At 34.5% G+C, this 14,244-nt stretch carries 16 protein-coding genes; 1 reads left to right on the top strand and 15 read right to left on the bottom strand.

Translation table 11 applies throughout. The annotated features are described in order from the left end of the window. Positions 1–135: 135 nt before the first annotated feature. Together RM520_RS03135 and RM520_RS03130 are read right to left on the bottom strand one after the other, a co-directional pair. Positions 136–1,095, bottom strand: a complete 960-nt coding sequence (locus RM520_RS03135; protein WP_311386937.1) for an endonuclease/exonuclease/phosphatase family protein — start codon at positions 1,093–1,095, stop codon at positions 136–138. A 32-nt stretch (positions 1,096–1,127) separates the two neighbouring features. Continuing rightward, positions 1,128–1,895 carry a TMEM175 family protein gene (locus RM520_RS03130; protein ID WP_311386936.1) on the bottom strand — a complete coding sequence of 256 codons (768 nt, stop codon included), beginning with the start codon at positions 1,893–1,895 and terminating at the stop codon, positions 1,128–1,130. An 84-nt stretch (positions 1,896–1,979) separates the two neighbouring features. Here RM520_RS03130 and hflX point away from each other — a divergent pair, with 84 nt between their 5' ends. Next, the gene (gene hflX, locus RM520_RS03125) at positions 1,980–3,191 is read left to right on the top strand and encodes a GTPase HflX (RefSeq protein ID WP_311386935.1); all 1,212 of its coding nucleotides are present in this window, start codon (positions 1,980–1,982) and stop codon (positions 3,189–3,191) included. Positions 3,192–3,410: 219 nt separating this feature from the next. On the opposite strand, the gene RM520_RS03120 is transcribed toward hflX, so the two are convergent. From RM520_RS03120 to RM520_RS03060, 13 genes are all read right to left on the bottom strand, one after another. Beyond that, the gene (locus tag RM520_RS03120; protein WP_311384249.1) at positions 3,411–4,337 is read right to left on the bottom strand and encodes a DUF3078 domain-containing protein; all 927 of its coding nucleotides are present in this window, start codon (positions 4,335–4,337) and stop codon (positions 3,411–3,413) included. A 68-nt stretch (positions 4,338–4,405) separates the two neighbouring features. Continuing rightward, the gene (locus RM520_RS03115) at positions 4,406–4,912 is read right to left on the bottom strand and encodes a DUF2480 family protein (protein ID WP_311386934.1); all 507 of its coding nucleotides are present in this window, start codon (positions 4,910–4,912) and stop codon (positions 4,406–4,408) included. An 18-nt stretch (positions 4,913–4,930) separates the two neighbouring features. Then, complete coding sequence (locus RM520_RS03110) at positions 4,931–5,260, bottom strand: SUF system Fe-S cluster assembly protein (protein WP_311384247.1); 330 nt, start codon at positions 5,258–5,260, stop codon at positions 4,931–4,933. Positions 5,261–5,262: 2 nt separating this feature from the next. Next, the gene (locus RM520_RS03105) at positions 5,263–5,685 is read right to left on the bottom strand and encodes a SufE family protein (protein ID WP_311384246.1); all 423 of its coding nucleotides are present in this window, start codon (positions 5,683–5,685) and stop codon (positions 5,263–5,265) included. A gap of 40 nt (positions 5,686–5,725) precedes the next feature. Continuing rightward, positions 5,726–6,130, bottom strand: a complete 405-nt coding sequence (locus RM520_RS03100) for a hypothetical protein (protein ID WP_311386933.1) — start codon at positions 6,128–6,130, stop codon at positions 5,726–5,728. 70 nt (positions 6,131–6,200) lie between these two features. Continuing rightward, positions 6,201–7,289 carry a zinc metalloprotease gene (locus RM520_RS03095; RefSeq protein WP_311386932.1) on the bottom strand — a complete coding sequence of 363 codons (1,089 nt, stop codon included), beginning with the start codon at positions 7,287–7,289 and terminating at the stop codon, positions 6,201–6,203. A 115-nt stretch (positions 7,290–7,404) separates the two neighbouring features. Further along, a complete protein-coding gene (locus tag RM520_RS03090; RefSeq protein ID WP_311386931.1) occupies positions 7,405–8,619 on the bottom strand; it encodes an aminotransferase class V-fold PLP-dependent enzyme in 1,215 nt (404 codons plus the stop codon). A gap of 56 nt (positions 8,620–8,675) precedes the next feature. Continuing rightward, complete coding sequence (locus RM520_RS03085) at positions 8,676–9,347, bottom strand: porin family protein (protein ID WP_311386930.1); 672 nt, start codon at positions 9,345–9,347, stop codon at positions 8,676–8,678. Position 9,348: 1 nt separating this feature from the next. Beyond that, positions 9,349–10,665 carry a Fe-S cluster assembly protein SufD gene (gene sufD / locus RM520_RS03080; RefSeq protein WP_311386929.1) on the bottom strand — a complete coding sequence of 439 codons (1,317 nt, stop codon included), beginning with the start codon at positions 10,663–10,665 and terminating at the stop codon, positions 9,349–9,351. A 69-nt stretch (positions 10,666–10,734) separates the two neighbouring features. Next, positions 10,735–11,487, bottom strand: a complete 753-nt coding sequence (sufC, locus tag RM520_RS03075) for a Fe-S cluster assembly ATPase SufC (protein ID WP_311384241.1) — start codon at positions 11,485–11,487, stop codon at positions 10,735–10,737. 4 nt (positions 11,488–11,491) lie between these two features. Then, entirely contained in the window at positions 11,492–12,364 is an 873-nt protein-coding gene (locus tag RM520_RS03070; protein WP_311386928.1) for an N-acyl homoserine lactonase family protein, read from the bottom strand. Positions 12,365–12,395: 31 nt separating this feature from the next. Continuing rightward, on the bottom strand, positions 12,396–13,841 hold the full coding sequence (gene sufB / locus RM520_RS03065; RefSeq protein WP_311386927.1) for a Fe-S cluster assembly protein SufB: 1,446 nt from the start codon (positions 13,839–13,841) through the stop codon (positions 12,396–12,398). Positions 13,842–13,905: 64 nt separating this feature from the next. Next, positions 13,906–14,235 (bottom strand): HesB/IscA family protein, encoded by a 330-nt coding sequence (locus RM520_RS03060; RefSeq protein ID WP_311386926.1) that lies wholly within the window; start codon positions 14,233–14,235, stop codon positions 13,906–13,908. Positions 14,236–14,244: the final 9 nt, after the last annotated feature.

Here is a 14,244-nt window from a genome sequence, read left to right as displayed (position 1 = left end):
GATTTGGACTACAAATATATTTTCAAATTCAAGTATTATCGATAAAAAACATCTTTATTTCGATGAATGACACGACTAGGCTGGTTCAGTTGTTGTGAAACCTCAATTTTATGTTGTGTAGTATTTTTCTTTCTTTTATGAATTCCATTTAAGAACTATATAAACAGGAAAATGATCGCTATAACCGCCAATATATTTTTTACCCGCATATGTTCTAAAAGGGTTGCCTTTATATTTACCCTTCCACTCTTTCAAAAAGTCAGGAGCAAAAATTTTGGCCTTTTTAAAACTGTGTGTTCCTTGTTCAAAATTTAGAAAACTATGCGACAGAATTACTTGATCAAAAAGACTCCACTCGCCTTTATAATTTGCGCTACCACTATGAGGTGATAGTAGTTTTTCCATGGGATTAATAAACAAACCTGAAGCCATTAAAGTCTTTATACTTTCTGAACTGGGATCATCGTTAAAATCGCCCATAACTATGAGATTCAGATGATTTTGTTCATTTTGAATTGAACTAATTTTTTTTAAAATGGTTTTTGCAGCTTCAATACGCTTGTAAGCAGTTTGATCTGCACCATCCCTTCTTGAAGGCCAATGATTCACAAAAACGTGAATTTCTTCCCCATTCAATTCCCCTTTTACATATAAAATATCTCTAGTAAAATCTCGATTGCCATTTTGAGAATTTATAATTAATGGTATAGTCTCTGCTTCTAAAACATTGAAATAATCACGATGATATATTAATGCAGTATCAATACCTCGTTCATCAGGAGAATCAAAATGAACATAATCATAATTAATATCTTCAAGTTCATCAGTATCTAACAGTTTTTTGATAACTCCGTCATTTTCAACCTCAGCAATACCTAATAGCACCGGTGGCAGATTCGACTCCCCTTGCCCTATATGCGCAATTGCTTTAGCTAGCTTATGTGATTTTCTGTAGAACTTTTTGTCATTCCATTTTTTGAAACCCTTCGGCGTAAAATCATCATCTAAAACATGTTCGTCATTTGTTGTATCAAAATAATTTTCAAGGTTATAAAAGGCCAGCGTAAATCGATTCGAAAACTTTTCGTTATCCATAGAGAATTTTTTAAATAGAACGTCTGCAGTTTTTATTCTTGGTCCAAATCGACCATTTTTCGAACACGATATTTTTTATATAATGGAATGATGATTGGCGTCAACAAATAAACCATACCTGAATAACCTGCCGCCGTACCACCAAAAATAACCACAACCATAATAGATGCAACAGATATGAGCATCAGTTGAATATAGTTATGTATAAAAGTATTAGTGATATACTTTTCTCTTAAATTCAATTGAAGCTCTTCAGACTGTTTCAAAGCATTTAAATGCATGAGTATAATTATGCCATAAATAAAGACTAAACCTAAACCAAAACGAATCATTAAATCTTCCCATTGGTCAACATTTAATTCTGCAGCATTAAGATTCTTAACTGCTGTTCTAAGTGCCTCAGACGAATCACCTAAATTTCGCTTTAAAGTAGCATAAATAGCCGTTCCGATATAAGAAAAAAGATATTTTAGAGGGTATATGTAAAATAGTAAAACAAACAAAAACAAGGCATTTAACACCTTTGTTTTACCATCACTTAAACCATAATAAAAGAAAAAATTACTATGGTTATTCCACAGACCTAACAAAAGCATGGTACAAAAAATAAAGCCTATAAAGCTATACATAGAGGCCTGAAGTTCAATATATGTAGTTGGAACTTGTGAGGAAATTACTAAGAGTGTAATAGAAAAACCAAATACAGCATCAGTGAGGTTTTCAAGACGTGTTGCTTGCATACCGCGATACCTAAAACCTTCCTTTGAAATCTCTTTAGTTGAACCCAATAATTTCTTCATACAAGACTCATAATGTTTAAACTTAGTGAAAAATACAAAAAACGGCTTGTAAACATTATGTAGCTTTGCATATTAAAGATTTTTATGCTCGAGAAAAAGACTATTGATTATGAGAAATCAGTGTTGATAGGTGTTATCAACTCTCATCAAAACCAAGAAAAGGTTACTGAATATCTTGATGAACTGGCATTCTTGACTTACACTGCAGGTGGCGAAGTGTATAAACGTTTTGTTCAGCGTATGGATATACCTAATCCTAAAACACTTATTGGAAGTGGAAAAATGGAAGAAGTTGAAAAATATGTGACAGAAAATAAAATAGGATCTGTAATATTCGATGATGAACTTTCTCCGGCCCAACAAAGAAATATTGAGAAGATTTTACGTTGTAAAATAATTGATCGTACAAGTTTAATTCTAGATATTTTCGCACAACGCGCCCAAACAAGTTATGCTCGAACGCAAGTAGAACTCGCTCAATATCAGTATCTATTGCCTAGATTAACCGGTTTATGGACTCACTTAGAGCGCCAAAAAGGGGGTATTGGTATGCGCGGACCCGGTGAAACTGAAATTGAAACAGATAGGCGAATTGTTCGAGACAGAATTTCATTATTAAAAAAGAAACTTCAGAAGATTGACCGCCAAATGGAAACTCAGCGTGGCAATCGTGGTTCCTTAGTGCGTGTCGCACTTATTGGGTATACTAATGTTGGTAAATCTACATTAATGAATGTAGTAAGTAAAAGTGATGTCTTTGCAGAAAATAAATTATTTGCAACACTAGATACCACTGTGAGAAAAGTGGTATTGGGTAACCTACCTTTTCTTTTAAGTGATACCGTAGGATTTATCAGAAAATTACCCACACAATTGGTAGAAAGTTTTAAAAGCACGCTAGATGAAGTGCGCGAAGCTGATTTATTATTACATGTTGTAGATATTTCTCACCCACAGTTTGAAGAACATATTGCGTCTGTAAATAAAATCTTAGATGAAATAAAAAGCGCTGATAAAAAGACCATTATGGTTTTCAATAAAATTGACCAATATCTGCCTGAAAAAATTGATGAAGATGATTTGATTACTGAAAAAACCAAAATTCATTTTTCATTAGACGAGTGGAAACAAACCTGGTATAACAAAGTAGGTGACCGAGCGCTATTTATATCAGCTTTGAATAAAGAAAACTTAGACGATTTTAGAAAACGTGTTTATAATGAAGTTAGAGATATTCATGTAACTCGTTTCCCCTATAATAACTTCTTATATCCTGAAAATTTAGATGAATATTAATTTTTCTGACAGAAAAAAATTAACATTTCTATTCTCAACATTTATTGACACTTACTCAACAAAGAATTTCAATTGTTTTATAAAGAACATACATTTATCTCAGTAAAAACAATAGTTCTCCCCAAGGCTATTGTTTACCAAAATAATTGAACTAAATAACCTAACTAAAAAAGCCTCTGATAAATATCAGAGGCTTTTTATTTTTATTTCTGATTGCACTTAAAAGGCATAACTAAGACCTATGTTCCAAAAGCTTTGGAGGTCATTATCTATATTGTCAAAAGTTGCTCCAGTATTACCCAAAGTAGTCAACTCGTAGTTAAGTGCTTCTTGTGCGTTGTTTCGTAAGCCAAAATCAAATCCAACACCAATCATTTTCCATAAGGTATATGTGAAGGTATTTGTCCATTGCCAGTTACTCAAATCACCACTTTCATAGCTCTGAAACATTGATAAGTTAGATTTAAAACCTACTGCACCTATCTGTCTTGTATAGTCTGCCACAATTTTAGCACCTAAAGAAGATTGAAAAACTGCATCGTTATCAGCGAATACAAAATTGTAATTCAAAGGATGTATTACCACTACCAAGTTTTGAACTGGAGTCCAAGTTGCACCAACACCTAAATCAAGGTATCCTGGGTCATTGAAGTTATTTAAAACTGTAGTTCTATATTCCATAAGACCTGAAACCGCCCATTTTTCGCTCAGTTTACGACCATAAAGTGATGAAATATTAAAAACGTCTGTTGTACCGGTAAACCCTTCCTCGTCCGTATCTATATCTTTATCATCAAGCTTTACCCATGCAAAATTTGCCGTTAAAGAGTTTCTCCAAAAGAACTTCTCTTGTTGTAAATTGGCAAAAACATTTGCCGTAACTCCGATATTACCAGAAGAGTTATTCGGTACACCTTGAGCATACCAATTACTGAAGTTTGACAAACTCCCACCTATGGTACCAAAAGCCCCAGTTCGCCAACCTGGCAAACCATCAATTTGCGCTTGTATGGCGTCAGCTCTACCTTGTATAGCGGCTATAGAATCTTTCTTTGTAGCCAAAGTGGCCTTTAATTCCTCCTCAGTTTGTGCAGTAATAGTAGCTGTAACAAACAGAAATGCAAAAGCAAATAATATTTTTTTCATTTGTATATAATGTTTAGTGTATTAGAACCGTAAAAGTAAGAATTGTCACATAGTTGTAAAAGAAAAGCTCATTTTCTCTTAAAAAGAGGTACTGATGAACACGCCTCGCCATACATAACACTTTTAGCAACTTTTTGAATTTTACTGGTAGCCATAATATAGGCATTCTGAGGCACAGGTTTGTTCGCACAACCTTTTATAATTACAGGTTTGTCTTTAAAATCTGAAACGTCAATATACTCAATAATAGATTGAAAAATTGCAGATTCAAGCTGCTCCAAATTACCGATAACCACTTTTTTAGCGAAAGGGCTAATTTTTGAAGTCACCAACATATAGGCCCAACCAGGAATTATAGCATCACTGGAACAAGTTAATGCCACGTATTGGTTTTGATGTTGCGACCAATCATATGCTTCAACAAATGCTCGAAATTCTCTTTCTTTTAGAATGATTTCTTCGTACAACCAATCCTTAATATCCAAAATAGCCCTATGACCCTCCGGATAAAATTCTTCAAGATTAAAAGTAACTAGGTTACTTTTTGCAACTCTATTAATTATTTCTTCGCACATAAGTTCATTAAGAAATTATTATAGCATTCCTAATTCTAACTTAGCCTCTTCACTCATTAATTCTTGAGTCCATGGTGGGTCAAATGTAATTTCTACTTCGGCATCTTTAACAGCGTCCAATGATTTCACTTTTTCCTCAATCTCAACAGGTAATGATTCTGCAACAGGACAATTAGGCGACGTTAAAGTCATTAAAATCTTAACATCATTGTCTTCATTGACAAAAACATCATAAATTAAACCTAATTCATAAATATCAACAGGAATCTCAGGGTCATAAATTGTTTTTAAAACCCCTACGATTTTATCCCCCAATGCTGCCGTGTCTATATTCGTTTCTTCGCTCATTTTTAATTTAATTGTGTTTGGTAAGCAACAGCATATAGCTTTAGTTGCTTAATCATACTTACCAAGCCGTTAGCCCGTGTAGGCGATAAATGTTCTTTTAAACCAATTTCATCAATGAAATTAGTGTTAGCATCGATAATATCTTGTGGTTTTTGATTGCTAAAAACCCTTATCAAAATAGCAATAATTCCTTTTGTTATGATAGCATCACTGTCGGCCGTAAAAACAAGCTTGCTATCCTCTAACTCTGCATGTACCCAAACTTTACTCTGGCAGCCTTTGATAATGTTATCATCGGTTTTATATTGCTCTTCAATTAAAGGTAATGCTTTACCTAAATCAATCATGTATTCATAACGCTGCATCCAATCGTCAAACATGCTGAACTCATCAATAATTTCTTCTTGAATAGTATCGATATTCATTTAAAGCAATTTATTTACAAAATTAGTGTATATCCTCGGTCTACTCAACTATTTCAGAAAGTGTTATGATTTTGTTTACTAATGCTTCAAGGTTTTTAGGAGGGTTACCGTGATCAAACTCAAATTCATGAGCATTTCCTTTGAAAGTCAAATTTAAACTTGCAATAGCAGCGGCATCATAATGACTTTTTATACCTGGAGTGGAGAGTATATTATCAAAATTTGTATACTCTAATATCCTTCTTAAATCTTCTAGTTCAATTTTTGATAATTCTCTCTTTTTGGTTTCACCTTCTCTTTGATTAGTTGTAATTAATACGTTCAAGTGCAATTCAATTTCAAGATAAAGCCCACGTGACTTAGCTAAATAATTCAGCTCAACATTATTTTGTTGACAATTGTTCATGCCTAATATCAATATAATAGCGGCCAATAATGTTTTCATAGTATATAAAACTACAAAAAAGGCATCCAAAAATAGATGCCTCTTCTTATCTTAAAATATGAGTGAATGATTAAAAGGTGTCTCTAGCTCCACCTGGTGCAAATAATGCACGCATTCTTTCAGTTTGTCCATTAGTAAACATATACATGCAATCATCATTTACATAATCCATATAGTTCATTGTCATATCTGTAGTTCTGCAATGTGTAGTTGGAAAACTAGGACAACCATAGTTTGGTCTATCTGAACGAGGAGTATCAGAAACAAAGTCATCTCTATTACATCTACCATCGCCCCATATATGTCTTAAATTTAGCCAATGTCCTACCTCATGTGTCATTGTTCTGCCACCATCAAAAGGTGCCGTTGCCGTACCGCTGGTGCCAAAAAATGCGGTACCAACAACTACGCCATCTGTAGCAGTACTACCTCCAGGGAATTGTGCATAACCCAAAATTCCTCCTCCAATATCTCCTATCCACATGTTTAAATGCGTATCTGGGGTAACTACATCTGACCCTCCTTGAGAATTAAATTTTATAGCATCATTAGTTCCGAATGAAGTTCTCGTTGTAGATTTTCTGATAACTCTATCCACAGTAAATTGAATATCTACATCACCAACATTTGGAGCGAATAAAGAAGGGACTTGGTTAATATCGTTATTAGATGCATTAAAATCTGCATTTAAAACAGCTATCTGAGAATTTATTTGTTGATCGCTAATATTTTCTGCTGCGCTATTATATAAAACATGAACAATAACAGGAATTGTAATTGTCCCAAGATTGTCATCTACTGGCGGTTCTGGCTCCTCACCTCCGCCACCATTACCATTGCCATTTCCGTTTCCTACTCCATCTGGTTTTTTTGAAGCTATAAACTTTCTAATATTAAATTCGATGTCGTACATCTTCTTTTCGAGGCCTGGGTTTGCTCTTAGTTTTTCATTTAAAACTTTCATACTATGGCATTCGCGACCACTATTTCCTTTAGCAGTCTGATCTCCAGTTTCAATCTCGTCTGTATATACATAGAAGTCACTCATGTCAACTTGTACTTCTTGAGAATTTAAATCATCATTTTCAGGGGATTGTTCCTTCACGCAAGAAACGGCTACAATACCAATTACGGCTATTGTAAAAATTACTTTTTTCATAAAACTTAGAATTATAATGGTTATTATCGGGGTAGAAGTTACCATTATTTAACAAAAGACAAAGGAAATGTTAAAAATATTGTTAACACATAGTTAAAATGTTAAGAAATTGAATTTACAGCAACATACTCTTAGCTCTCTCAGCACCTTGAACTAAAACATCAATCTCTTCTTTAGTATTATAGAAACTGAAACTAGCTCTAACTGTACCTGGAATTTTATAAAAATCCATAATTGGTTGGGCACAATGATGTCCTGTTCGTACTGCAATTCCTAATTTATCAAGAATAGTTCCGATATCATAAGGGTGAATGTGTTCAATATTAAATGAAATTACTGAAGTTTTATGCTCAGCAGTCCCATAAATTTTAAGCCCCTCTATTTTAAGTAACTCTGAAGTAGCATACTCTAAAAGTTCATGCTCGTAACTAGCAATATTTTCAAATCCTATACTATTCATATAATCTAGTGCCGCACCAAAAGCAATACCTCCGCAAATATTTGGTGTTCCAGCTTCAAATTTATGCGGTAAATCAGCATAGGTGGTTTTATCAAAAGTAACTTCAGCAATCATTTCACCGCCGCCTTGATAGGGCGGTAGTTTTTTTAGCCATTCTTCTTTACCATACAACATTCCTACACCAGTTGGTCCACAAACCTTATGTGCCGAAATGGTGTAAAAATCAACATTCAAAGCTTGTACGTCTGCTTTAATATGCGGAGCAGCCTGAGCCCCATCTACTAAAACAGCTGCCCCAACACTATGGGCTTTCGCTATTATTTCTTCAATTGGATTTATGGTACCTAAAGCATTTGAGACATGGTTACAAAATACCAATTTTGTTTTTGCAGAAATCAACTTGTGAAAATCTTCCATTACCAATTCTCCATTCTGATTCATTGGAATCACCTTCAAAATTGCTCCTGTTCTTTCACATAACATTTGCCAAGGCACAATATTAGAATGATGTTCCATGGCTGACACCAATAATTCATCACCTTTTTCTAATAGAGCTGTGAAACCATTAGCTACCAAATTAATACTATGCGTGGTTCCAGAGGTTAAAATAACTTCATGTGATTTGGCAATATTGAAATGCTTTTGAATTTTTATCCGAGCTTCTTCGTAAGCATCAGTTGCTTCTTGAGATAAAGTGTGCACCCCTCGATGAATGTTGGCGTTTAAACGTTGGTAATAATCTACGATAACATCAGTTACCTGAGTCGGGGTTTGTGATGTGGCTGCATTATCTAAATACACTAAAGGTTTACCATTAACCTGTCTGTTGAGAATGGGAAAATCAGCTCTTATTTTAGTAACATCGAACATAGCAATTCAATTGATTTACAAAGATATTTAGTATTTAGTAGATTGTGCTATCTGTTTTAAAATAGATAATCTACAGAAAGTTGTATGGCCGCATTATAATTCTGCACATTTCCTCCAAGACCGTTTAAACGATTTCTTAAACCGATATAAGCCCTTGGGGATAAAGAAAAGTTGTCGTTTAATCGTATTCCCAATCCAACAGCAGCCCCATAGTCCAATTGAAAATCTCCAGAAATAGATGTTCTTCTGGCGAGATCAGTGCCATCAATTTCATCTAAATTTTTAATGATAGTAACCTGATTCAAAAGGAAACCGAATTGGGGTCCAAAATCTACTGTGATGTTTTCATTGAGTGCGAACTTACCGATTAAAGGAATTGTTAGGTAATTTAATTGCACATTGGTCCTGAAATCATTTTCACCAGCAACTGGCGCGCCAGTTTGTATGGATGCCAAATCACTACTAAATTGAAAGCCTTGTGAACTATACACTAATTCTGGCTGGAATTTGAATTTATAAGATAAGTCTACCTCTAAAAACACTCCTAAATGACCAGAAAATCTAAATTTGAGACCGTCAGTTAAATCGCCAACTATTGAAGAATAACTTGGTCCCGCCTTAACGCCGAATCTAGTTTCTTGGGCGCTCACAAGTGATGAAAAGAGAATAAAGAGCAAAAGAGAATGAAAAAATAATCTCTTAATTGTAAGCTCTGGTCTAGTCTTCATCTTATAAATCAAACCCTAAATTAACTCCTAATTTTTTGGCAATAATCTTATTAATTCTAATCTTCAATTCTGGAATACGAACACTATCTAAAACATTATTTGAGAAGGCATACATCAATAATGCTCTCGCTTCTTTCTTAGGTATACCTCTTGATTGCATATAGAACATGGCATCTTCATCAAGTTGACCGATTGTGCAGCCATGCGAACATTTAACATCGTCAGCAAAAATTTCTAACTGCGGTTTAGTGTTAATTGTAGCCTTATCACTAATAAGAATATTATTGTTTTGCTGAAAGGCATTGGTTTTTTGAGCAACTTTATCTACGATTATTTTACCATTAAACACTCCTGTAGAATTCTCCCCATAAATGCCTTTATAATCTTGATGACTCTCACAATTAGGTTCTATATGATGCACTAAAGTGTGGTGGTCTACATGTTGTTTTTCTCCAAGAATGGTAACCCCTTTCATGGTAGAATCCATATACTCCCCATTCTGATAGAAGTTTAGGTTATTACGTGTTAGTTTACCTCCAAAAGAAAAAGTATGCACATTCACATTGCTTTTCCCTTTTTGATTGATATAGGTATTATCAATTAATGAAGCGGAAGACGTATCATTTTGTATTTTGTAATAATCAACTATAGCACTTTCGGCAGCAAAAATCTCAGTAACAGCATTGGTTAGCACTTCATTACTCGTTAAACTTTGATGACGTTCTATAATTTGAACCTCAGCATTTTCTTCAACAATAAACAAATTGCGCGGCTGTAACATCAAAGAAGCCTCATTCCCTGTAGCAAAATGAATAATTTCTACGGGCTTTTTAGGCATTTTATTCTTAGGAATATAGATGTAAGCACCTTCTTTACTAAATGCTGTGTTTAAGGTAGTTAAAGACTCATCTTTTGAAGCCACTTTATTGAAATAAACATCTATTATCTGTTTATACATCGGTTTGGTCAAAGCCGAACTCATTAAACAAATATCAACACCGTCATGAGTAGTCTCTGATAGGAAGGAACTATAAATTCCGTCTATAAAAACAATCTTATAAGTGTCAATCTCATGCAAAAAATAGCGTTTAACTTCTTTATAATCAAGCGTATTCTCTTGCTTTGGAAAAATGCTAAAATCTATTTTTTGAAGGCTATTTAATGAAGTATACTTCCAAGCCTCTTCTTTCTTTGTAGGAAAACCTTTTGCTTCAAAATTCTTTATGGCTTCGGTGCGCACATCGTGAACAGGATGTTCAACATCCACGTTGTTCTCAAATGCCATAAAAGAAGAAATTAATTTGTCTTTTAAATCCATCATTTTAAATTTTCAGTTCGTGGTTCTCACTTGACATAATTACCGGTGCTAACAATCGAACTTCTTAAGCTATACTGTAGCTTCTTGTTTGATCCAGTCGTATCCTTTTTCTTCCAATTCCATCGCCAATTCTTTACCCCCAGACTTTACAATTTTACCATTGTGAAGTACATGTACAAAATCAGGAACGATATAATCTAAAAGTCTTTGGTAGTGCGTAATAACAATAACAGCATTATCCTTGCTTTTTAGTTTATTCACACCATTAGCAACAATTCTAAGCGCATCAATATCAAGCCCAGAATCAGTTTCATCTAAAATAGCAACCTTAGGTTCTAGCATTGCCATTTGAAATATTTCATTTCGCTTTTTTTCACCACCTGAAAAGCCTTCATTTAATGATCTTGATAAAAACTTACGATCAATCTCCAGCAATTCTGATTTTTCACGTATTAATTTCAACATCTCATTTGCTGGCATATCTTCTAGACCTCTCCCTTTTCTAGATTCATTGATTGCTGTTTTCATAAAATTGGTTACGGAAACACCAGGAATTTCTACAGGATATTGAAAAGAAAGAAAAACACCCTTATGTGCTCTTTCTTCTGGTGCAACATCTTCTAAATCTTCTCCATCAAGAGAAACCGAACCTTTAGTTACTTCAAACTCTTCTTTACCAGCAATAACAGAAGCTAAAGTACTTTTACCCGAACCATTAGGCCCCATAATAGCATGTACTTCACCTGGATTAACTTCAAGGTTAATACCTCTAAGAATTTCTTTGTCTTCAACACTCGCGTGCAAATCTTTAATCTGTAACATTATTCTACTTTAAATAGTTTGGTGCTTTGGGTAGCTTGTCAAAATCACCCTTGGCGTGTTGTAAATATACTTTTGCTCCTTTTTCCACTGCAAATGTTTCAAAGGCAGCCATACTTTCTTTGGTCTTATCTACATCAAAATTGAAGATTGGAATACGCTTGTATTCTCTATTTTCATAAAAATGATACAAATCTCCTGTCAATAGAAGAGGACCGTGCTCATCTAATTCTAAATACAAAACTTGATGTCCTGGTGTGTGACCTGGCATCAATTTTAAAACCACTTTACCATCCCCAAAAACATCATAATCTCCATTGATTTTCTTGATATTGGTCAAATCATTTACTGCATTGTAAACATCAGCATTAGTTTGTTGTACTTCTTCACTGGTCACAAAATCATATTCTGCTTCTTGAACTAACCATATTGCCTTCTTTAATTTTTCCGCATGTCCGCTATGATCAAAATGAGTATGAGATAATGACAAATAATCAATATCATCTATAGTCATATCAATTAAGGCTAATAAAGCTTCAACGGAATCTTTTCTTGATACTGTAAATGCACCACTAGGGTCCGTGTAAGGTTCAGGCATCCCAACTAACATTTCTGGTAATCCGGCATCCCACATTAAAGTTCCTTTGGGGTGTTCAATAACATAAAATGCATCAGCAAACACCTTAGTTTGTCCAGTGTAGGTAGTATCTTGTGAGAATAATTCTAATTGGTTTACTTGAACGGTACCTCCACTAAGAGTATATAACTTGACCCCAGATTCGGCGGCAAGTTCAATTGCGTTTTCAGTTTCAACTTCTTTTTTTGCGTTTTTACAGCCTAAGGCTCCAAAGAGTAAAAAGACAAGTACTACTTTTTTCATTTTCAACTTATTTAGTGCTCACTTTCTAGGCTTATCCAACTGAACCCTCTAGACTTATTTCTAATAATTTTTGAGCTTCAACTGCAAACTCCATTGGCAGCTTATTCAAAACTTCTTTGCTAAAACCGTTTACAATTAGTGCAATAGCTTTTTCCGTATCAATACCTCTTTGATTACAATAGAAGATTTGATCTTCACCAATCTTACTAGTTGTGGCCTCATGTTCTATTTGGGCTGTCTTATTTTTGGCTTCGATATAAGGAAAAGTATGGGCTCCACATTCATTGCCCATTAAAAGAGAATCACATTGAGAAAAATTACGAGCATTAGCAGCTCTAGAACCAATTTGTACTAAACCTCTATAACTATTTTGTGATTTACCCGCAGAAATTCCTTTTGAGATAATGGTACTCTTGGTATTCTTTCCAAGATGTATCATTTTAGTACCTGTGTCGGCTTGTTGGTAGTTATTGGTTACTGCTATTGAATAAAATTCACCTACCGAATTATCCCCTTTCAAAATACACGAAGGATATTTCCAAGTTACTGCTGAACCCGTTTCAACCTGTGTCCATGAAATCTTAGAATTCTTTTCACAAAGACCTCTTTTAGTCACAAAGTTGTATACCCCACCTTTACCTTGACTATCACCAGGAAACCAATTTTGGACTGTTGAATACTTTATTTCAGCATCATCCATGGCAATCAATTCTACAACCGCAGCGTGCAATTGGTTTTCATCACGAGAAGGTGCCGTACAACCTTCTAAATAACTTACATAGCTACTTTCATCCGCGATTACTAAAGTTCTTTCAAATTGGCCCGTTCCACCTTCATTTATTCTAAAATACGTTGAAAGCTCCATTGGGCATCTCACACCTTTTGGTATATAACAAAAAGAACCATCTGTAAAAACAGCAGAATTTAATGCTGCGTAGAAATTGTCTGTTCTTGGAACGACAGTTCCCATATATTTTTTGACCAATTCAGGATGCTCTTGAATCGCCTCAGAAATAGGCATGAAAATAATTCCCTTTTCTGCCAAAGTCTTTTTAAACGTTGTCGCTACAGAAACAGAATCAACCACAATATCAACAGCAACATTCTGCAAACGCTTCTGTTCATCAACTGAGATTCCTAGCTTTTTATACATCTCTAACAACTCAGGATCTACATCATCCAAAGATTTGTTAGGGTCTGCTTGTTTTGGAGCTGAATAATAACTTATAGCCTGAAAATCTGGTTTTGTATAGTGGACATTTGCCCATTCAGGTTCTTCCATTGCCTCCCAAATACGGAAAGCTTCTAAGCGCCATTCCGTCATCCATTCAGGTTCATTTTTCTTTTTAGAAATTGCTCTTACGATATCAGCATTAAGCCCTTTCGGAAAAGTATCAGATTCTATGTCAGTATAAAAGCCGTATTCATACTCCTTAGTTTCTAACTCTTTCTTTAATTCTTCTTCAGTATATGCCATAAGCCTACTTTGATTCCCAACCGGGAAATTTCAATATTGTTCTAATTTAATCTAGCGGTGTATTTTAAAGCGAAAAACTCTCTCCACACCCACATGTTCTTTGAGCATTAGGATTGTTAAACACAAAGCCTTTACCATTTAGTCCCCCTGAATATTCTAAAGTAGTACCTACTAGATATAAAAAGCTTTTTTTATCTACTATAATTCGTACTGCATTGTCCTCAAACATCTTGTCGGTATCGCCAATACTTTTATCAAAATCTAATTCATACGATAATCCACTACAACCACCACTTTTAACACCAACACGAACATAGTCTGTATTAGCATCAAAACCAGATTCCGTCATCAGGCTTACTACCTTTTTTTTAGCAGTCTCAGATACTTTTATCATGATTACTAA

Source organism: Croceitalea vernalis (assembly GCF_031846405.1).
Lineage (GTDB): Bacteria > Bacteroidota > Bacteroidia > Flavobacteriales > Flavobacteriaceae > Croceitalea > Croceitalea vernalis.
This window is presented reverse-complemented; position numbering and strand designations above follow the sequence as displayed.